General features: G+C 71.8%; 15 protein-coding genes and 1 other RNA gene. 7 read left to right on the forward strand and 9 right to left on the reverse strand.

From position 1 onward, the window contains the following. Positions 1-107: 107 nt before the first annotated feature. Positions 108-1,427, forward strand: coding sequence for an MFS transporter (locus tag KI385_RS18060; RefSeq protein ID WP_238573212.1), 1,320 nt, complete (start codon positions 108-110; stop codon positions 1,425-1,427). 82 nt (positions 1,428-1,509) lie between these two features. On the opposite strand, the gene ssrA is transcribed toward KI385_RS18060, so the two are convergent. The 5 genes from ssrA to ftsE all read right to left on the reverse strand — a co-directional run bounded on the left by ssrA (position 1,510) and on the right by ftsE (position 5,399). Further along, positions 1,510-1,879: a transfer-messenger RNA gene (gene ssrA, locus KI385_RS18065) on the reverse strand. A gap of 101 nt (positions 1,880-1,980) precedes the next feature. After that, positions 1,981-2,481, reverse strand: coding sequence for an SsrA-binding protein SmpB (gene smpB, locus KI385_RS18070; protein WP_128506430.1), 501 nt, complete (start codon positions 2,479-2,481; stop codon positions 1,981-1,983). An 18-nt stretch (positions 2,482-2,499) separates the two neighbouring features. Beyond that, a complete protein-coding gene (locus KI385_RS18075; protein ID WP_238573213.1) occupies positions 2,500-3,720 on the reverse strand; it encodes a S41 family peptidase in 1,221 nt (406 codons plus the stop codon). 68 nt (positions 3,721-3,788) lie between these two features. After that, a complete protein-coding gene (ftsX, locus tag KI385_RS18080; RefSeq protein ID WP_238573214.1) occupies positions 3,789-4,700 on the reverse strand; it encodes a permease-like cell division protein FtsX in 912 nt (303 codons plus the stop codon). Between the two features lie 9 nt (positions 4,701-4,709). After that, positions 4,710-5,399, reverse strand: coding sequence for a cell division ATP-binding protein FtsE (gene ftsE / locus KI385_RS18085; RefSeq protein WP_030069385.1), 690 nt, complete (start codon positions 5,397-5,399; stop codon positions 4,710-4,712). 251 nt (positions 5,400-5,650) lie between these two features. On the opposite strand from ftsE, the gene KI385_RS18090 reads away from it, so the two are divergent. After that, positions 5,651-5,845, forward strand: coding sequence for a hypothetical protein (locus KI385_RS18090; protein ID WP_238573215.1), 195 nt, complete (start codon positions 5,651-5,653; stop codon positions 5,843-5,845). Between the two features lie 110 nt (positions 5,846-5,955). Here the strand turns inward: KI385_RS18090 and KI385_RS18095 are convergent, their stop codons facing one another. The 4 genes from KI385_RS18095 to KI385_RS18110 all read right to left on the reverse strand — a co-directional run bounded on the left by KI385_RS18095 (position 5,956) and on the right by KI385_RS18110 (position 11,592). Continuing rightward, on the reverse strand, positions 5,956-6,819 hold the full coding sequence (locus KI385_RS18095; protein WP_238573216.1) for a hypothetical protein: 864 nt from the start codon (positions 6,817-6,819) through the stop codon (positions 5,956-5,958). Between the two features lie 322 nt (positions 6,820-7,141). Beyond that, complete coding sequence (prfB, locus tag KI385_RS18100) at positions 7,142-8,248, reverse strand: peptide chain release factor 2 (protein ID WP_238573217.1); 1,107 nt, start codon at positions 8,246-8,248, stop codon at positions 7,142-7,144. 150 nt (positions 8,249-8,398) lie between these two features. After that, the gene (locus KI385_RS18105; RefSeq protein ID WP_238573218.1) at positions 8,399-9,736 is read right to left on the reverse strand and encodes a serine/threonine-protein kinase; all 1,338 of its coding nucleotides are present in this window, start codon (positions 9,734-9,736) and stop codon (positions 8,399-8,401) included. Positions 9,737-9,927: 191 nt separating this feature from the next. Then, complete coding sequence (locus KI385_RS18110; RefSeq protein ID WP_238573219.1) at positions 9,928-11,592, reverse strand: serine/threonine-protein kinase; 1,665 nt, start codon at positions 11,590-11,592, stop codon at positions 9,928-9,930. A 480-nt stretch (positions 11,593-12,072) separates the two neighbouring features. On the opposite strand from KI385_RS18110, the gene KI385_RS18115 reads away from it, so the two are divergent. The 5 genes from KI385_RS18115 (at position 12,073) to KI385_RS18135 (ending at position 20,575) form a co-directional block, all read left to right on the forward strand. After that, on the forward strand, positions 12,073-15,423 hold the full coding sequence (locus KI385_RS18115; protein WP_238577732.1) for an FtsK/SpoIIIE domain-containing protein: 3,351 nt from the start codon (positions 12,073-12,075) through the stop codon (positions 15,421-15,423). A 205-nt stretch (positions 15,424-15,628) separates the two neighbouring features. Beyond that, positions 15,629-16,999 (forward strand): ABC transporter substrate-binding protein, encoded by a 1,371-nt coding sequence (locus KI385_RS18120; protein ID WP_238573220.1) that lies wholly within the window; start codon positions 15,629-15,631, stop codon positions 16,997-16,999. A gap of 44 nt (positions 17,000-17,043) precedes the next feature. After that, positions 17,044-18,411, forward strand: a complete 1,368-nt coding sequence (locus tag KI385_RS18125; RefSeq protein WP_425356923.1) for a carbohydrate ABC transporter permease — start codon at positions 17,044-17,046, stop codon at positions 18,409-18,411. After that, on the forward strand, positions 18,408-19,322 hold the full coding sequence (locus KI385_RS18130; RefSeq protein WP_238573221.1) for a carbohydrate ABC transporter permease: 915 nt from the start codon (positions 18,408-18,410) through the stop codon (positions 19,320-19,322). Before KI385_RS18125 ends, KI385_RS18130 begins: the two co-directional genes overlap by 4 nt. A 296-nt stretch (positions 19,323-19,618) precedes the next feature. After that, on the forward strand, positions 19,619-20,575 hold the full coding sequence (locus KI385_RS18135) for a class I SAM-dependent methyltransferase (protein ID WP_238573222.1): 957 nt from the start codon (positions 19,619-19,621) through the stop codon (positions 20,573-20,575). Positions 20,576-20,579: the final 4 nt, after the last annotated feature.

Consider the following 20,579-nt stretch of genomic DNA (forward strand, 5'->3'; position numbering starts at 1 on the left):
CAGTACCGGTGCCCGCCGACACCTGCCGCGCATTAACAACACAACTGCGTGAATGGGTGCTGATCAGGTGTTGGACGGCCGGTGGGGGCCACCGCGACCGTAGAGACATGATCCTCTTCCTCGCCGCCCGGCCGGTGGCCCCGCCCGTACGCCCCGCCCCGCGCCGCCGCGCCCGCCGTGCCCGCCGCGGCCCGTTCGCCCCCTACCGCCGGATCTTCGCCGTCCCCGGCACCCGCGCCTTCACCGCCGCCAATCTGCTGGCCCGCCTGCCCATGGGGATGCTCAGCATCAGCGCGGTCCTGATGATCGCCGGCTCGCGTGGCTCCTACGCGCTGGCCGGGGCGGTCACCGCCACCGGACTGGCGGCAACGGCGCTGGTGGGGCCGTGGACCGCCCGGCTGATCGACCGCTACGGCCAGTCCCGTATCGCGGTCCCGGCCACCGTGCTCGCCGCCCTCGGCTCGCTCTCGCTCCTGCTCTGCGTCCACTACGACGCGCCCGCCTGGACCCTCTTCGCCTCGTACGCCGCCACCGCCACCACCCCCAACACCGGCGGAATGTCCCGCGCCCGCTGGGCACACCTCTTCAGCGACGATCCGGCCGCCCGGCACACCGCCAACTCCTTCGAACAGGCCGCGGACGAGCTGTGCTTCATGCTCGGCCCGGTGCTCGCCACGCTGCTGTGCACCACGCTCTTCCCGGAGGCGGGTACGGCGGTGGCCGCGGCGCTGCTGCTGACCGGTGTGCTGCTCTTCGCGGCCCAGCGCCGCACCGAACCCCCGGTGGCCGCCCGGACGGCGGCCCACACCCCCACCCGCTCACCCCTGCGCGTCCCCGGCCTCCCGCCCCTCCTGATCACCTTCCTCTGCACCGGCGCGATCTTCGGCTCGCTGGAGGTGGTGACGCTCGCCTACGCCGACGACCACGGCATCCGCTCCGCCGCGGGCGGCATGCTGGCCCTCCAGGCGGCCGGCTCCTGCGCGGCGGGGCTGCTCTACGGCCTGCTGCCCCCGGCGGGCCGTACCCACCGCCGCTTCCTCGCCTGTGTCGGCGCGATGGCCGCCCTGATGCTGCTGCCCCTGCTCGCCGCCTCGACCGGAAGCCCGGCGGCGCTGGCCGTCGCCCTCCTGGCGGCCGGTATGGCCACCGCACCGACCATGGTCACCGGCATGGGCCTGGTCCAGTCCCGCACGCCCGCGGGACAACTGAACGAGGGCATGACGCTCGCCGTGACGGCCCTGCTGGGCGGCATCGCGGCCGGCTCGGCAGCGGGCGGCTGGGCCGTGGACCACCTGACCGGCCCCGGCACCGCCTACACGGTCCCCGCGACGGCGGCGGCCCTCGCCCTGACCGTCACCCTGCTGACCCGCAGCAAAAAAGCCGCTGCCCCGCGAGAATCTCGCGGGGCAGCGGCTTACATGGGATGAGGGGGCCTGGGGGTCATACCCCCAGAGATCCGACGAGACGGACTCTGCTCGCGCTTTCTGCGAGCAGAGCCGGCTCTCCGTGTCGTGGAGATGGCGGGAATCGAACCCGCGTCCAACGGTGCAGAATCAGGGCTTCTCCGAGTGCAGTTCGCTGCGATTTTCTCGGCCCCGGAGATCACGCGAACAAGTCTCCGACGGGCCCAGCCACTGTTTGATTTCCTCCTAGGCCCCGTGACCGGGTCTAGAAGTTTAGTTCCCTAGCTGATGCCAGGATCCGGGTCGGGAACAGCCCCGGGCTGACACTTCGCAAGTCGCTACTTAGGCAGCGAGGGCGAAGGAATCGCGCTTGGTGTTGGCGATTATTGGTTGCGACATATGGTTAACGAGATCATTGCCGCTTCCTCGACTCGCTTCCCCTGCTTCGACATCCGCTGTCGAAACCGATCATCCCCATGTTTTTTTATCAAGGTGGTACCTGCACCCCTCGTGGGGTGCGTTGCCATCGTACGTGAACAACCGAGGGCGGTGCCAGCGTATTCCTGCCGGGCCGCGCTCAGGCCCGCTGCCGCCGCCGGGCCGCCGAGACCGCCCGGTCCGTCTCGCGGCGGTCCTGCTGCTCGCGGAGCGTCTGCCGCTTGTCGTACTCCTTCTTGCCCTTGGCCAGCGCGATCTCGACCTTGGCCCGGCCGTCCTTGAAATAGAGGGCCAGCGGCACGATCGTGTGCCCCGACTCCTGGCTCTTGGACTCCAGCTTGTCGATCTCGGCGCGGTGCATCAGCAGCTTGCGCTTGCGTCGGGCCGCGTGGTTCGTCCACGTTCCCTGCGCGTATTCGGGGATGTGTACGTTGTGCAGCCAGGCCTCATTGCCGTCGATCTGGACGAATCCGTCCACCAGCGACGCCCGGCCCTGTCGCAGCGACTTCACCTCGGTGCCGCTCAGCACCAGGCCACACTCATAGGTGTCCAGAATGTGGTAGTCGTGCCGCGCCTTCTTGTGCTGCGCCACGAGCTTGCGCCCGGGCGTCTTGTCCTTGTCCTTGGTCTGCTTGCTCATAGTGTCGCCATTTTCGCACTAAGCACCGGTCCCGAGGCCACTCAATACTGTGCGGGCCCGTTTTTCGGCATGATCCTCGACCACCAGGTCGGGGGTGATGCCGGCGCCGTCGACGGTCCGGCCGGACGGAGTGCGGTAGTGGCCGACGGTCAGCTCGGCGACCGAGCCGTCCGGCAGCTCGCTGGGCATCTGCACCGAACCCTTGCCGAAGGTCGAGGACCCCACGACGACCGCCCGGCCGCGGTCCTGGAGGGCGCCGGCCAGCAGCTCGGCGGCGCTCATCGTGCCGCCGTCGACGAGGACGACCAGTGGGAGGCGGGTGTTGCCGCCCCGCTCGGCGTACAGGGCGCGCTGGCTTCCGCGTACGTCGTACGTGGTGACCAGGCCGCCGTCGAGGAAGGCGGAGGCGGTGGCGACGGCCTCGGTGACCAGGCCGCCGGTGTTGCCGCGCAGATCGAGCAGCAGGCCGCCGTGCGGGGAGGCGCGGCGCACCGCCCGGCGGACCGCGTCGCCGGTGCCCTTGGCGAACGCGGCGATCTTGACCCGGGTCGGGCCGTGGGCGCCGGCCGGCCGGTCGGTGACGACGTTCCGGGTTCTGAGACGGGTGCGGTGCAGGGTCGTGGTCCAGTGCCGGGCGCCGCGCTGGAGGTCCAGCTCCACGGGGGTGCCGGCGCCGGCGGCGCGTCCCCGGGAGCCATCGGGGGCGTCACCGCGCAACCGGGCGACGGTCTCGGTGACCGGCCGGCCCCGGGTGGTCAGGCCGTCGACGGCGCGCAGCCTGTCGCCCACGGCGATACCGGCCCGGGCCGCGGGGCCGCCGGGCTGGACCCGGGACACCTCGGTCCGGCCGCCGGCCACCTGCCGTACCCACAGCCCGACGCCGACGTACGCGCCGTCCAGCTGCTCCTGGAAGTCCTCGAACTCGCCCGGCGTGTAGATCGTCGACCAGCGGTCGCCGCTGCGGCTGACGACGTCGGCGGCGGCCTGCGAACCGGACTTGCCGTCCGCGATGGCCTCGGAAGCGGCCCGTTCGACGGCCGCGCGGTCCGCGGTGGCGGATTCGGGGGTGTGCGCCCCGAAAGCCGTACGGTCCCGGGCGGTCCGCTCCGCGGCGCCCTCGGCCCCGTCGCTCCAAGTGCCGGTCGCCGCACCGGTGGCGAGCACACCCGCGAGGAACAACGTCAGGGCCGCCCCGCGGCGAATGCGGCGAGGCCGGTCGTACGAACACGGGCCCGACATGGCGGTGAGTCTAGGGGACAAAAGGGCGCCGTACGGCGAGTTGACCGTACGGCGCCCCTTGGCAAAGCTCACACCTTGAGGTACTTGCGCAGCGCGAAGAACGCGGCGAGCGCGGGCATCAACAGCCCGATGAGAAGGACCAGCGGGAGGACCGCGACCACCGAGTCCCAGCCGATGAAGTTGATCACCTGGATCTTCTTCGCCAGCCAGTTGTTGATGAGGGCGTACTTGCCGCCGACGATCAGCACACATGCGAAGCCGGCGCCGAGCAGGCCCGCGATGGCGGCCTCCAGGATGAACGGCATCTGGATGTAGAAGCTGGACGCTCCCACCAGCCGCATGATCCCGGTCTCCCGCCGCCGGCTGAACGCCGACACCCGGACGGTGTTGACGATCAGCATCAGCGCAACGACGAGCATCAGCCCCATCACACACAGCGCGGCGATGTTCATGCCGTTGAGGAGGTTGAACAGCGGCTCAACGGTGTCCCGTTGGTCCTGCACCTCCTGGACGCCGGGCCGTTCGGAGAACGCCGACTTGATGACGGCGTACTTCGTCGGGTCCTTGAGCTTGACGCGGAAGGACTCCGGCAGCTGGTCGGGCGTCACCAGTCCGGCGACGGGGGTTTCGCCGAACTGCTCCTTGTAGTGCTTGTACGCCTTGTCGCTGGACTCGTACACCACCGGCTTCTGCACGATCGGCAGCCGGTCGAGCTCGGCCTTGATGTCGTTCTTCTGCTGCTGGGTGGCCGCCCCCTTGGCGCAGTTGCCGGTTTCGGAGTCGTTCTTGTTGCAGAAGAAGATGGAGACATTGACCTTGTCGTACCAGTAGCCCTTCATCGTGCTGACCTGGTCGCGCATCAGCAGCGAGGCGCCGAACAGACCCAGCGAGAGGGCTACGGAGACGATGACTGCGAAGGTCATCGTGAGGTTTCGGCGGAGACCGACGCCGATCTCCGACAGGACGAACTGGGCGCGCATGGCGTCCTTTCAGTGCTGGTAGCCGTACACGCCGCGCGACTGGTCGCGTACGAGCCGGCCCTTCTCGAGTTCCATGACCCGCTTGCGCATCTGGTCGACGATCTGCTGATCGTGCGTCGCCATGACCACCGTCGTGCCGGTCCGGTTGATCCGGTCCAGCAGCTTCATGATGCCGACGGAGGTCTGCGGGTCGAGGTTGCCGGTGGGCTCGTCCGCGATGAGCAGCATCGGGCGGTTGACGAAGGCCCGCGCGATCGCAACGCGCTGCTGCTCACCGCCGGAGAGTTCGCCCGGCATACGGTCTTCCTTGCCGCCGAGGCCGACGAGTTCGAGGACCTCGGGGACCGTCTTGCGAATCTGGCCACGCGGCTTGCCGATGACCTCAAGGGCGAAGGCGACATTCTGCCCCACGGTCTTGTTGGGGAGCAGCCGGAAGTCCTGGAAGACCGTGCCCACCTGGCGCCGCATCTGCGGGACCTTCCAGTTGGACAGCTTCGCGAGGTCTTTGCCGAGTACGTGCACGGCGCCATGGCTGGCGCGCTCCTCGCGCAGCAGCAGCCGCAGGAAGGTGGACTTACCGGAGCCCGAGGAGCCCACCAGGAAGACGAACTCGCCGCGCTCGATTTCGAGCGAGACGTCCCTGAGTGCAGGGCGGTTCTGCTTCGGGTAGGTCTTGGAGACGTTGTCGAATCGGATCACTGATGCACCACGGTCGACCTGGATAGGGGCACGGGTTGCCGAGTTGCGGCTCCCGTCGGTGTGCGTGACCATACGCGAACCTCGCACGGCGGCGCAGTCGCCGTAGGGGGTTGGTGCGTTTATTCACGGCACCTACGGGACAAAAGGGCGCACAATTCCACGGGGCGCGCCGTTCCGTCCCGGAGCTGGCACAGTGGAAGAGGGAACCAATGCGCCTTCCGGTGCGTTGGTGCAGTGGAGAAGGAGGTCGCATGACGTACGACCGACTGGTGTGCGCCAACTGCGCGGCCCCTGTGAGCGAGGGCCGCTGCCCTGTCTGCCGGGCGAACAGAGAACGGCTCCAGCAGCAAGCGGGCGGTATGTTCGCCCAGCTCAACCCCGCGATGCTGGTGGCTTTGATGATCGTGCTGATCGCGGTCGGTGTACTGCTGCACCAGGCCGCCTGACACCGGTAGGAAGCCGCCCGAGCGCCGCCCTGGCGGCAGCCGGGTGCCACGAACGCCAAGGGGCCCGGGACGCTGCTGCGTCCCGGGCCCCTCGTGGTGCCACGTCAGCGTCAGGCCGCTGCCGCGCCGCCGCCGTTCTTGTTGATCAGACGGGGCAGCATACGGAAGCCCACACCGCCCGCGATCATCGTCGCCGCGCCGATGAGCAGGACGGTGGTGCCGGAGGAACCGGTCTCCGCCAGCTCCCCGCCCTTCGCCTGCTGCTTGGCCTGACCGGGCGTGTCAGCGATCTGCTCCTTGCCCTGGCCGGGCTGCTCGATCGGCTTGGAGCCCTCGTTGTCGGTGCCGGTGCCGGTGGAGTCACCGCCGGTGGAGTCACCGCCGGTGCTGTGGCCACCGGTCTGACCGCCATTCTGACCGCCACCGCTGTGGCCGCCGGTCTGACCGCCGTTCTGGCCGCCGTTCTGGCCGCCGTTCTGGCCGCCGGTGGAGTGCCCACCCGTGGTCTCGCCACCGGAGGTCTGACCGCCGGTGGTCTGGCCACCCGTGGTCTCGCCGCCCGTGGTCTGACCGCCGGTGGTCTGGCCACCGGTGGTCTCGCCGCCCGTGGTCTGACCGCCGGTGGTCTGGCCACCCGTGGTCTCGCCACCCGTGGTCTCGCCACCGGTGGTCTCGCCACCGATCTCGCCGCCGGAGTCCCCACCGATCTCGCCGCCGGAGGTCTCGCCGCCGACCTGGCCGACGGTCTCACCGCCGTCGGTGGTGCCGACGGTGTCACCGCCGCTGGAGTCACCGCCGGAGTCACCGCCGCCGATGATGCCGCCAATGATGCCGCCGATAATGCCGCCGTCCTGGCCCGGGGCGTCACCCGGGCTGGCCGCGGAGGCCGCGCCGGCGGCGGTGAGCGACGCACCGGCCGCGATCACCGCACCGGCCGCAATGCGCGCTACGCGCAGCCGCGTCTTCTTCGTCATGTACTGCTACCCCCAGTAGCTGAACTCGTCGTTGGAGCACCGCTGTACGGGGCGACGAGCCGTTGGGGGTACGCGAGTTTCGGCCCCGCACTGCGGGCAGGCCACTCATTTCCCCGTTCATACACGCGCCCCAGACATACGCATGCCGCGCTCAGCCTTCCCAGTTCGGCCAACATCGTCAAGGCCGAATAAAGTCTCGATGCCCGAATTGCTGGGAGTTAGGCGGTACATGGACATACGACTGTGACCAAACCGCCACGGCAAAAAACAACTGCCTCCCCAAAGGAGGCAGTTGTTTCACGTTGCGGAGCGGAAGGATCCGCTACTTCTCCTGCTGCTTGCGCCAGCGGATTCCGGCCTCCAGGAAGCCGTCGATGTCACCGTCCAGCACCGCGGAGGGGTTGCCGACCTCGAACTCGGTCCGCAGATCCTTGACCATCTGGTAGGGGTGCAGGACGTAGGAACGCATCTGGTTGCCCCAGGAGTTGCCGCCGTCGCCCTTGAGCGCGTCCATCTTCGCCTGCTCCTCCTGGCGGCGGCGCTCAAGGAGCTTGGCCTGGAGGACGTTCATCGCGGACGCCTTGTTCTGGATCTGCGAGCGCTCGTTCTGGCAGGAGACGACGATGCCGGTCGGGAGGTGCGTCAGACGGACCGCGGAGTCGGTGGTGTTGACGCCCTGGCCGCCGGGGCCCGAGGAGCGGTACACATCCACCCGCAGGTCCGATTCGTCGATCTCGACGTGGTCGGTCTTCTCGACGACGGGCAGCACCTCGACGCCGGCGAAGGAGGTCTGGCGGCGGCCCTGGTTGTCGAACGGCGAGATGCGCACCAGGCGGTGCGTGCCCTGCTCGACGGAGAGCGTGCCGTAGGCGTACGGGACCTGGATGGCGAAGGTGGTCGACTTGATGCCGGCCTCTTCCGCGTACGAGGTCTCGTAGAGCTCGGTCTTGTAGCCGTGGCGCTCGGCCCAGCGCAGGTACATCCGCTGGAGCTTCTCGGCGAAGTCGGCGGCGTCCACCCCGCCGGCCTCGGCGCGGATGTTGACCAGCGCCTCACGAGCGTCGTACTCGCCGGAGAGCAGCGTGCGGACCTCGAGCTCGTCGACCGCCTTGCGGACCTGGGCCAGCTCGGACTCGGCCTCGGCGCGGGCATCGTCGTCGCCCTCGTCCTCGGCGAGCTCGAAGAGCAGTTCCAGGTCGTCGACGCGGCCGCGCAGCTCCTCGGCCCGGCGCACCTGGCCCTGGAGGTAGGACAGCCGGCTGGTGATCTTCTGTGCGTTCTCCGGGTCGTCCCACAGGGACGGCGCCGCGGCCTGCTCCTCGAGCACGGCGACATCGGCCCTCATCTTGTCGAGGTCCAGGACGGCCTCGATCGACCCCATGGTCGAGGAGAGGGACTTCAGCTCTTCGGATACATCGACGACTGCCACGCACCCAGCCTAACGGCTGCCGCCGTCAGCGTGACCCGGCCCCGGCAGGTCGGGCCTGCCGGGGCCCGGGAGAACCGGGCCCACGGCGGGTCGTGGGCGGCGCCACGGGGCCGCTGTACGGCCGGCCGGTCACCCCGCGGGCCCGGACCGTCACGGAGCGTCCTGATCCGTCCGATGAACGCCCGGTGTGGCGTCGCCCGGCTCGTCGTCGCCCGAGGCCAGCCAGCCGCCCAGACCGGCCGCGACGACCACCACGGCGGCGGCCGCGCCGATCCTGGTCCGGCGGCGGCGCACGGCCTCCGGTGCCGAACGGTGCCGGGCCGAGCCCGCGCGGCGCTCACCGGCGGCGCGGGGGGCCCGGGCGGTGCCGTGTGCGCCGCCCGCGAGCTCGTCCGGGCCCGGGACCCGCATGCTGGTGTGCGTCTCCCGGTTGGAGTCGGGGGCCGCGCCCTGGACGAGCGGGACGGCGCCGCGCGGCGGGGTGGCCTCGCCCGGTGCCGCCGACGGATAGAACGACTCCTCCCGGGACCCGGCGGCCGGCTCCTGCTCGTCCTCCGGCTGCTCGTCGTCCGGTTCGTCGATGTCCAGCGGCGGGATGCCGGCCAGATCGGGCAGCAGCTCGCGCAGCCGGGCGGCGAGCTCCGGGGCGCGCAGCCGGGAGGCGGGCGCCTTGGCCAGACACTGCAGCAGCAGCTGCCACAGCTCGTCGGGGATGCCGGGCAGCGGCGCGACACTCTCGGTGACATGGCGGCGCAGCACCGCCCCGGGGTGCCCGCCGCCGAACGGGGTGAACCCGGCGAGCAGCTCGTACAGGACCGTCGCCAGCGCGTAGACGTCCACGGAGGCGCGCGGCGGCAGGCCCTCGATGATCTCCGGGGCGAGGTAGTCGGGGGTGCCGATGACCTTGGTCGAGCGGGGCGAGACGGGGGTCCCCCCGGCCGGAGTCCCCCGGCTGACGCCGGGAGGTGCCCCCAGGGGGAGGGTCCGGCGCGGCGCGTCGACCAGGCGGGCGATGCCGAAGTCGGTGAGCAGGGCGGGGTGCGCGCCACCGGGGCCGAGCGGGCCCTGCATGTCCAGCAGGACGTTCTCGGGCTTGACGTCGCGGTGCACGATCCGGGCGGCGTGCGCGGCGGCGAGCCCGTCGGCGACATCGGCCGCGATCGCGACGGCGGCCTCCGGGGCCAGCCGGCGCTCGCGCTCCAGTCGGGTGCGCAGGTCGGTGCCCCGTACGAGGTCCATCACCAGCGCCAGGTCGTTGCCGTCGACGACGAGGTCGCGGACACCGACGACATGAGGGTGGTCCAGGCTCAGCAGCGCCGCCCGCTCCTGTACGAAGCGGCCGACGAGCTCCTGGTCGGAGGCGAGATCCTCACGCAACAGCTTGATGGCCACGGCCCCTTCGGGACCCTCGCCCAGCCATACCGTGCCGGCACTGCCGCGCCCCAGGATCTGGTGAGCGGTGTACCGGCTGCCGATCTTCCGTGCCAAAACTGCTCCGACGTGTCGGGCCCCCGAGCGTCCTGCGGGGGCTGAGGTTGGCGTCAAAGCTACGCGTGTGCCAGGGGGTTCAGTGCCCCGGAAGGCGGCAACCTTCACTTCTGTGAGCGAAATTGCCCGTCAGAAGTCGACAAATCCACTACGTCGCCCGCAGGATCGACGGAACCTGCGGGCGGCCGGCGTCAACCGCCGAGCTTTTGTACGAAGTTCTGCACGTTGTCGAAGACGTGGCCGATCTGCGAGAAGAAGCTCCTGGTCGTACCGATCCACTCCTGGAGCGGGGTCAGCTCCCAGATCAGCCAGGCCGCCACGAACATCAGGATCAGCGTGATCAGACAGCCCTTGAGGCAGCCCAGGCCGGGGATCCGTACCGGGTTGGCGCTGCGCTGACGGGGCTCGCGCCGGGGCCGGGGCTCCGGGGCGGGCGGGCGCTGCGGTTCGTAGCGCTGCGGCGGCGGCTCCTGGCGGCGCTGCGGGGCCTGCGGCTGCTGCTGGGCGTAGGGCACCGGGGCGGGCTGCTGGCGGTACTGGGGCTGTTGCTGCGGGCGCTGCGGCGGCTGCTGCGGGGCGGCCGGGCGGCGCTGCGGGCGGCGGCGCAGCGGGTCCTCGTTGGGGTCCAGGTACTGCACCTGGGTCTGCTCGTTGCGGTCGCGGGCGGCCCGCATCTGGGACTCCCACGGATGGGGGCCCTCGGGCTCCTGCGGTCCGCCGGGCGGTGCGCCCATGGGCATCGGCGGCATCGCGCGGGTCGGATCGGCGTCCCGACCGCCGGGGAAGCCCGGTCCGGCCGGGCCGCCCGTGGACGGCAGCACGCTGGTCGCGGCCGCGGGGTCGTACGAACCGGCGCCGGACGGCAGGACCTGGGTGGGGTCGGCGTCGCCACCGGGGGCCTGGCCGCCGTCGGTGCCCGTCCCCGGGACGGTCGCGGGCGCCGGGTCCGGGGCGAGCAGCGCGGCGACGCCGAGCGCGGCCTCGGCCTGGGCCGGGCTGGCGTGCACCCCGACACCGGCGGCGACGGTGCGCAGCGCACGTGCGAGGTTCTCGGCGCTGGGCCGCTCCTCGGGCCGCTTGCGCAGACAGCGCTCTATCACCGTCCACATCGGCTCGGGGAGCGTGCTGGGGCGGCGCGGCTCCTCGCTGAGGTGCCGGTGCAGCACCTCCAGGGCGGTCGACCCGGCGAACGGCGGACGGCCGGTGACCAGCTCGTACAGCAGGATGCCGGCGCCGTAGATGTCCACGGCGGAGGTCTGCGGGCGGCCCTCGGCGGACTCCGGCGCCACATAGGCGGGGGTGCCGACGAACTCGTGGGTGCGGGTCAGACCCGGGGAGTCGGCGAGCCGGGCGATGCCGAAGTCGGTCAGCATCGGGTGCATCTCGCCGGAGCCGTCCGACCCGGCGAGCAGGACGTTGGCGGGCTTGAGGTCGCGGTGCACCACGCCGTCGGCGTGGCTGGCGGCCAGCGCATCGGCGATCTGGGCGGTGAGCAGGGCAGCGGCCACCGGGCTGAAGGGGCCGTTGTCGCGCAGATAGCGGTGCAGGTCGGGGCCGTCGACCAGGTCCATCACCAGGGCGAGCAGATCGCCCTCGACCACGAGGTCGCGGGTCCGGACGATGTTGGGGTGGGTGAGCCGCAGCAGGACGGAGCGCTCGCGCAGGAAGCGCATCACCACGTCCGCGTCGTGCGCCAGCTCTTCCTTGAGAACCTTGATCGCGACCGTCTCGCCGGGCTCTCCTGCCACGGCGGCCTCGGCGCCCGCCGTCTCCCGCTGGCGGGCACGCCAGACGGTGCCCGTGGCGCCGCGTCCCAGCGGCTCCTCGAGCAGGTACTTGCTGCCTACCGGCCGCACGTCATGCGCTCCCTGGTCGTGATGGATCTCTTGCCTGGCCCGCTGGGTCAGCACGCGGCCCGTCCGACCCACTGTAGTGCCGTCGCACAAGCTTTTCGGTGCGGCGGCCCGGGCCGGGCTTGTGGGGAAGACGCGCGTTCCGGACAGATGGTTGCCCGCGGCCGGCGACCGAGGCGCCCGCCGCCCGCGCCACCCGCCGGGGACGGATCCGAGCTGACCGCGAAGGTCGAAATCAGGCCGATCACCGCGCGCAAGCAGGCACTTTTTCGTCCTTAGACGACCAATCAAGATCACTGATTGACGGTCGGCGGGCGTGTTGTCAGCGGCAGGTGCGAGGATGCACCCAGCACGAAGCGGTGGGGGCGCGCGGTCTTTGTCGCGACGTGCACTTGGGACTTGTACGTGCCGACGTGCTCGGGTGTGGTGGGGGAGCAAGCGGACCCCCTGCCGGATCCCCGGCAGAAGGGACCGTTGACGGCGATGCAGATCCGGCTGACCGTCCTCGGGCCGCGCAGCGGCCACACCACACGGGCCTGCGACGTGCTCGTGACGGCTCCCGCCGGGACGGCGCTGGCGGCGGTGGCCGGCTCCCTCGCGGCCTCCGTGGCGGGGTCGGGTGCGGATGTCGGCGGCGCGGGCGGCGGCAGCGGTCCGGTCGTGCTGTTCGCCGGGTCCGAGCGGCTCGATCCACAGCGCGCGGCGATCGGTGAGCCGCCGTTGATCGACGGCGCGGTGCTCTCCCTCCAAGGCCCCGGCCCCGCCCCGGCCCATGGCCTGCCGCACGGCTCCGCCCGGCTGCGCGTCATCTCGGGGCCCGACGCCGGCGGTGTGCATCTGCTGCACGGCGGCCAGATCCGTATCGGCCGCTCCGCGGACGCGGATGTGCCGCTCGACGACCCGGATGTCTCCCGGCTGCACTGCGCCGTGACGGTCGAGCCGGACGGCGCGGTGTTCGTGGCCGATCTGCACTCCACGAACGGCACCGCCGTCGACGGCACCGGCCTCGACGAACGGCCCGCGCCGCTGCGGCCCGGCGCCCTGCTGCGGATCGGCGAATCCGCCCTCCGCCTCCAGTCGGCGCCCAGCGCCCCCGACCCCGCCCTGCAGACCGCGCCCGACGGGGAGGGGCATCTGCGGATCGCCCCGGGGGCGGGCGGCACGGGCGCCGACGCGGGGCGGACGGACGGGCACCCGGGATACGACACCTACGGGGCGGCACAGGCCCCGCAAGGCCCGCAGGGGTTGTCCGCCCCGGACGGTGCGTACGCCCGGATGCCCGGGGGCGCCGCCGCCTCCCCCGTACCGGCCGCCCGGACCGCTGGGCCACCGAGCGCGGGGGCCCGGCGGGACACCCCGCTGCGCGGCACCCCGGCCCGGAGCGATGGGCCGGAGCACGGCACACCGGACCACGAATACGGCCCCCCGCACCGCCCCGCGGCCGCGCCCTACCCGGACGCCGCCACCGCGCACGGCTACGGCCATGGATTCGGCCCCGGCCTCCGGGAGCGGGCCGACGACGGCCCGGCCGGTGCGCCGGACCGGACGCACGGCGGGCAGCAGACACTGGCGCCGGCCGATGAGCCGTCCCGTAAGGGCGGGCGCCGGGGCGGGCTCGGCGCCTGGGCGCGACGGCTGACCGGCGGCCGGGCCGCCGTGGAGCGGCCGGACGACGACGCGGCCTTCGCGGAGTACGATCCGGCCGCCGACCATGCGGCCGCCCTTGCGGAGCTCCCCGGTGGCGCGGAGGCGGCGGCGCCCGACGGGCCCGTCGGGCACGAGCGATGGCCGGATGCGGCTGCGATCCTGCTCACCGCGCTGGGCCCGGGGCCCCGGCTCTGGGAGCGCGGCCCGGACCACCCCGACGCGCTGACCGTCCGGCTGGGGACCGCCAGCCGGCACGGCGGCCGGGCGGCCGTGCCGGTCACCGTCGAGCTGAGCCGGGCGGGCTCCCTGGGCCTGGCCGGGCCGCGCGCACGGCTCGCCGGACTGGCCCGCTCCGCCATTGCCCAGCTCGCCGCCCTGCACTCCCCCGGCACCCTCGAAATCGTGCTGATCAGCACGGAACGGGCGCGCGCCGCCGAGGAACGGGTGGCCGACTGGTCCTGGCTCGGCTGGCTGCCGCAGGTCCGCCCGGCCCATGGCCAGGACTGCCGGCTGCTGCTCGCCTACGACCAGGAGCAGGCCGCGGCCCGGGCGGCCGAGCTGGTGCGGCGGCTCGACGACGGCCCGCTCGGCCCCGGCTGGGCCAGTGCCGAGCGGGCCGAGGTCGCCTCCGCCGCCGCCCGTCATCAGGGCCCGTACACGCTCGTGATCGTGGACGGCGACCCCTGCTCGTCCGCGCTGCGCGAGACCACGGCCCGGCTCGCGGCGGGCGGTCCGGCGGCCGGTATCCATCTGCTGTGTCTGGCGGAGACCCCGGCCGCCTCTCCCGCCTTCCCGCTGGCCGCGACGTACGAAGCGGCGCGGAAGGCGTCGCCCGCCTTCGGGGAGTGCGGGGCGGTGGCGGTGCTCAGCGGCGATGTCGCCACGGCGCTGCGCGTCGTCCAGCCGGGCTCGGGGCCCAACGGCACGGTCGCGACGGTGGACGCGGTCTCCGGCGCCTGGGCCGAGCGGTTCGCACGGGCGCTGGCGCCGTTGCGCGAGACCGATGCGACGGCCACCGTCGGCGGCCGTACGGTGCATCGCGCGGCCGTTCCGCTGCCCGATTCGGCCCGGCTGCTGGACGAGTTGGGGCTGGCCCGCGCCACCCCGGCGTCCCTGATGGCCCGTTGGGCCGCCGCGCTGGACACCGGCCGGCCCGGTGCCGCCGCGGTGCTCGGTGCGGGACCGCACGGCCCGCTGTGTGCCGATCTCGCCGCCGATGGCTCGCATCTCCTCGTGGAGGGCGCGGCGGCCACCGGCAAGACCGAGCTGCTGCGTTCGCTGGCCGCCTCGCTGGCCGCCGCGGACCGCCCGGATCTGCTGTCGCTGGTGCTGGTGGACGGCGGCGGCAGCGAGCGCGGCGAGGGCCTGAAGGTGTGTACGGACCTGCCGCATGTCACGACGTATCTCGCCGCCTCGGACCCGGTCCGGATGCGGGAGTTCGCACAGGCGCTGTCCTCCGAGCTGAAGCGGCGGGCGGAGATACTGGCCGGCACGCCGTTCGCCGAGTGGCGTACCAAGCATCTGCCGGCGCCGCGGATCGTCGCGCCACGGCGTACGACCGAGGGCACGAGCGGGTCCGCGGCCGGTGAGCCGGACCCGTCCACGACCGGGACGCTGCGGCTGCGGGCGCGCAGCGGAGCGCCCGCCGAGGACGGCCTACCGGCGGCGGCGCCGATGCCGCGGCTGTTCGTGCTGGTCGACGACTTCGATGCGCTGGTGGCCCCGGCGCTGGGCAGCACCGGCCGGCCGGCCGCCGGCTCCGTGGTGCGTGCCCTGGAGGCGGTGGCCCGGGACGGGGTGGCGCTCGGAGTGCATCTGATAGCCGCGACCGGCCATCCGGACCGTACGGCGGAGACCGCGACCAGCGAACGGGCCGGTCTGCGCGTCCGGTTGGGCGCGGCCGGCGATCCGTCCGAGCCGGTGCCGGCCGGCCGCGGCCGACTGCATCGTGCGGCGGACGGCTCCTCGACGCCGTTCCAGGCGGGCCGGGTGACCGGCCGGATACCCCGGACGTCCACCCTCCGGCCGACGGTCGTCCCGCTGGAGTGGAAGCGGATGGGCGACCCACCGGCCCGGCGTCCGCTGCGTGAGCTGGGCAACGGCCCGACGGACCTGGCCCTGCTGGCCAGCGCGCTGCAGCGGGCCGCGCAGTCCTCCGGCGCACCGTCCGCCCCGCCCTTGGCGTGAGCCGGCCGCGGCGCCCGTAACAGCACCGTCACGAAAGGTGAGTTGGCACCGAACGCGGTATTGCGGACCCCGTGGTCAGGGCGTAGGACTGTCGCACACCGAACAGCACCACCGCACGAGCACCAGCGCACAAGCACCACCGCACGGCAGCACGCACACCGCGATGCGAACGGCACGGCAGGCGCAGCGATAAGGGGCTACGGGGATGCGCAGACGACTCGACCGCACGGCTGTACGCGCCACGACCGCGGTGGCGGCGACCGCGGCGCTGGCCCTGACGCTGGCCGCCTGCGGCAGCGGCGGCGGCACGAAGGACCACACAAGCGGCGGCGGCAAGGGCGGCAGCACCGCCCCCACCGTGCAGCTCCCCAAGCTCAGCGGCCAAAAGCTCCAGGTCACCGCGGTCTGGACGGGCCCCGAGCGGGAGAACTTCGTCAAGGTGCTGGACGAGTTCGAAAAGCGCACCGGCGCCACGGTCGACTTCGTCCCCAGCGGCGACGACATGGCCGGTTTCATCGGCTCCAAGATCGCCGGTGGTGGCCCGCCGGACATCGCGATGCTCCAACAGGTCGGGGTACTGGGCGAGTTCGCGCAGAAGGGCTGGCTCAAGCCGCTCGGCGCGACCGCCAAGGAACAGCTCGCCAAGAACTACTCGAAGGGCTGGCAGGACCTCGGCACCCACAAGGGCACCGCGTACGGCGTGTACTTCAAGGCCAGCAACAAGTCGCTGGTCTGGTACAACGCCCAGGCGTTCGACAACGCGGGTGCCCACGAGCCGAAGACCTGGCCGGACTTCGTCAAGGCGGCGGAGATCATCGCCGAGTCGGGTGTCGAGCCGGTCTCGGTGGGCGGTGCGGACGGCTGGACGCTGACCGACTGGTTCGAGAACATCTACCTCTCCCAGGCGGGTCCGAAGAAGTACGACCAGCTGGCACAGCACAAGATCAAGTGGACCGATGCCTCCGTCAAGCAGGCGCTGACCACGCTCGGCCAGCTCTTCGGCCGTAAGGATCTGCTCGCGGGCGGCAACTCCGGCGCCCTGCAGACGGACTTCCCGACGTCGGTGACCCAGACCTTCAGCGGCGACACCCCCAAGGCCGCGATGGTCTCCTCGGCCGACTTCGCCGCCGCCAACATCAGCCAGACCAGGGCCAAGGTCGGCACGGACGCCAAGGTCTTCCCGTTCCCGGCGGTGGGTGCCGGCTCCCCGGTGGTGACCGGCGGCGATGTGGCGGTGGCCCTCAAGGACAACAAGGCCTCGCAGGCGCTGCTGACGTTCCTGGCGTCGACGGACGCCGCCAAGATCTGGGCGCAGGCGGGCGGGTTCATCTCGCCCAACAAGAAGCTCGACCAGGCGGCGTACGCCAATGACGTGATGCGCGAGATCGCCAAGGCGCTGGTCGCGGCGGGCGACGACTTCCGCTTCGACATGTCCGACCAGGCGCCGGCCTCCTTCGGCGGCAAGCCGGGCCAGGGCGAGTGGAAGGACCTCCAGGACTTCCTGAAGAACCCGAAGGACGTCGCGGGCACCCAGGCACAGCTGGAGAAGGACGCCGCCAAGTCGTTCGGGCACTGAGAGCCTGCCGCCGACCACCTCGACCGGGACCGGGGGACTGCGCGATGAGCGACGTACAGGTCAGCAAGGTCAGCAACCAGCCCAGCGGGAACGCCACGAGGAACAAGGGGCGCAAGGGGCGCAAGAGCCTCATGGGCACCCGCCCCTGGGTCGCCGCGGTGTTCCTGCTGCCGGCCCTGCTGCTGCTCGGCGCGCTGGTCGTCTATCCCATCGTCTTCTCCGTCTACCGCAGCCTGTTCGACGCGTCCGGTGACGGCTTTGTGGGGCTGGGCAACTACGGCGAGATGTTCTCGGACGACGGCATCCGTACGGCGCTGAAGAACAACATCATCTGGGTCGTGGTGGCGCCGACCGTCTCGACGGCGCTGGGGCTGATCTTCGCGGTGCTGACCGAGCGGATCCGCTGGGGCACCGCCTTCAAGCTGATCGTGTTCATGCCGATGGCGATCTCGATGCTGGCGGCCGGCATCATCTTCCGGCTGGTCTACGACCAGAACCCGGAGCGCGGGGTCGGCAACGCGGTGTGGGTCGGCATCCATGACACCTTCGCCGACCCGGCGCCGTTCCCCGGCGCGGGGCCACGGCCGAACGCCGGCCTCAGGCCGTCCGGCGGCGGCGCGTTCACCACGACGTCGGCGGTGCGGGCGGCGTCCCCGGCGAACCTGCCGCTGGTCGCCGTACAGCCGGACGACGTACGGAACGCGAAGCCGGCGGCCGCCGCGCAGCCACGGCCCGGCAAGATCACCGGCACCGTCTGGCTGGACTTCACCCGCGGTGGCGGCGGCCGGCCCCATGTGATCGACGGCGACGAGAAGGCGCTGGCCGGTCTGCGGATCGAGGCGGTCAAGGGCGGCACGGTGGTCGCCTCGGCGACGACGGCGGCCGACGGGACGTACGCACTGCCCGCCGACAAGGCCGACGGCGCCCGGCTCCGGCTGCCCGCGGCCAACTTCGCCGAGGCCTACAACGGCGTGGACTGGCTCGGCCCGGCGCTGGTGACCCCGGCCATCATCGGCTCCTACGTCTGGATGTGGGCCGGTTTCGCGATGGTGCTGATCGCCGCGGGTCTTGCGGGGGTGCCGCGCGAGCTGCTGGAGGCGGCACGGGTGGACGGCGCGGGCGAGTGGCAGGTCTTCCGGCGGATCACGGTGCCGCTGCTGGCGCCCGTCCTGGTCGTCGTGCTGGTCACACTCATGATCAATGTGCTGAAGATCTTCGACCTGGTCTACATCATCGCGCCGGGCTCCAGCCTCCGGTCCGCCAATGTGCTGGCCCTCCAGCTCTTCCAGTCGTCGTTCGGTACGGATGTCGACGAGGGCCTGGGCAGCGCGATCGCCGTATTCCTGCTGCTGCTCGTGCTGCCGGTGATGTACGTCAATCTCCGGCGCATACGGAAGGAGCGTCGCCGATGACGACCGTCGACGGAGGCGTGGCGGACCGGCGCCCCGAGGCTGCCGGTGCCGTACGGGCGAGGCCGTCGCTCGCCGCGCGGATCGCGGCGCGGACCGGCGGCGGTGCGATGCGGATCTTCCTGATCCTCATCGCCCTGTTCTGGCTGATGCCCTCGGTGGGGCTGCTGCTGTCCTCGCTGCGCAGCCCGCAGCAGATCGCCGAATCCGGCTGGTGGCAGGTCTTCAGCAAGCCGGCCCAGATCACCTGGGACAACTACAGTCAGCTGCTGTCCAACGACAAGGTGATGGGCTCGCTGCTGACCACCGCGGCGATCACCGTGCCGGCGACGGTGCTGGTGGTCGTCATCGGGGCGCTGGCCGGCTATGCCTTCGCCTGGATGGACTTCCCCGGCCGCGACGGCTGGTTCATGGTCGTCGTCGGGCTGCTGGTGGTCCCTGTGCAGGTGGCGCTGATCCCGGTGGCGAAGCTGTTCGGCGCGGTCGGGCTGTTCGAGACGACGGCCGGGGTGATCCTCTTCCATACGGCCTTCGGGCTGCCCTTCGCGGTCTTCCTGCTGCGGAACTTCTTCGCGGAGATCCCGCGCGAGCTGCTGGAGGCGGCGCGGCTGGACGGGGCGGGCGAGCTGCGGCTGTTCACCCGGGTCGTGATGCCGCTGGGCGGGCCGGCGATCGCCTCGCTGGGGATCTTCCAGTTCCTGTGGGTGTGGAACGACATGCTGGTCGCGCTGATCTTCGCGGACAGCGGCAATCCGCCGATCACCGTCGCTCTCCAGCAGGAGGTGCGGCAGTTCGGCAACAACATCGATGTACTGGCGCCCGGCGCCTTTGTGTCGATGGTGGTGCCGCTGATCGTCTTCTTCGCCTTCCAGCGCCAGTTCGTCTCGGGTGTGATGGCCGGCGCGGTGAAGTGAGACCCGCACAGGACCGGTGCCGCGGAGTCTTCCGTTGTTATCTCCCGTTCATGTCACTCCCCCTACGATGTCGGTCACTGCCGTGAAACGCATGGTGCGACGGGGCTCCGTCATGGAGACTGCCTGGGCGGCGCTCGAACGTCTTTCGTATCGAGTGGTGGCGCCCTGGCCCCGCGCGGGCCGCGCCCCTGCGCAGCGGCCCTGGCGCCGGGCGCGCCCATAACTGCACAGACCGCATCCCCACCCACGCGTCGTCACCCGCCCCACGTTCCCGACCGTCTGGAGACGGACCGCACATGACTGCCCCCATCGCAGACCAGAGTGCCGAACAGCTCCCGCGCCCCACCCGGCTGTCCGACGTCAAAGGCTGGTTCTTCACCGCCGACCAGCTGCTCTTCGACTGGTTCCTGGCGCACCAGCAGGACCGTTCCGAGCCGGGTGATCTGCTCGAACTGGGCGCGTATATGGGCAAGAGTGCAATCTTCCTCGGGGCACGGCTGCGCGCCGACGAACGCTTCACGGTCTGCGATCTCTTCGACTCCCCCGCCGAGGACGCCTCCAACTCCAAGGAGATGAAGAAGTCCTACGCGACCCTGACGCGCCGCGCCTTCGAGGCCAACTACCTCGCGTTCCACGAGGAGTTGCCCACCATCATCCAGGGCCTCAGTTCGATCGTCAGCGACCATGTCGACGCCGGTTCGGTGCGCTTCGCCCATATCGATGCCTCACATCTGTACGAGCATGTCCACGGCGACATCCTGGCGGTGCGTGAGCTGCTCACCGACAACGGCGTGGTGGTGCTGGACGACTACCGCGCCGAGCACTGCCCGGGGGTGGCCGCCGCCACCTGGCAGGCCGTGGCGAACGAGGAGCTGCGCCCCATCTGCATCACCGGCACCAAGTTCTACGGGACCTGGGGCGACCCCGAGCCGCTCCAGAAGGCGCTGGTGGACTGGATCAAGGCCCGTGGCGACATCTGGCACGAGGTGCAGTACGTCAATGACGCCCCGCTGATCCGGCTGAGCGCCAAGGGCGCCAAGGAGCCCGCCCAGCCGGTCTCCCGCCACAAGCCGGCGGCCGTCCGCGCCCCGCAGCGCCCGGCGGCCCAGGCCCCGGCGGCGTCCGCGGCCCGCCCGGCGGCCCGTCCGCCGATCCCGACACGCAGCACGGTGCGCCGGGTCGCGCTGGATGTCCTGCCGCCGATCGTCACCCGGGCCCTCGTCAAGGCCCGCAAGCGGTCCCGTAACCGCTGACGTA

This window comes from Streptomyces inhibens (assembly GCF_022221585.1).
In the GTDB taxonomy this organism is placed as follows: Bacteria; Actinomycetota; Actinomycetes; order Streptomycetales; family Streptomycetaceae; genus Streptomyces; species Streptomyces inhibens.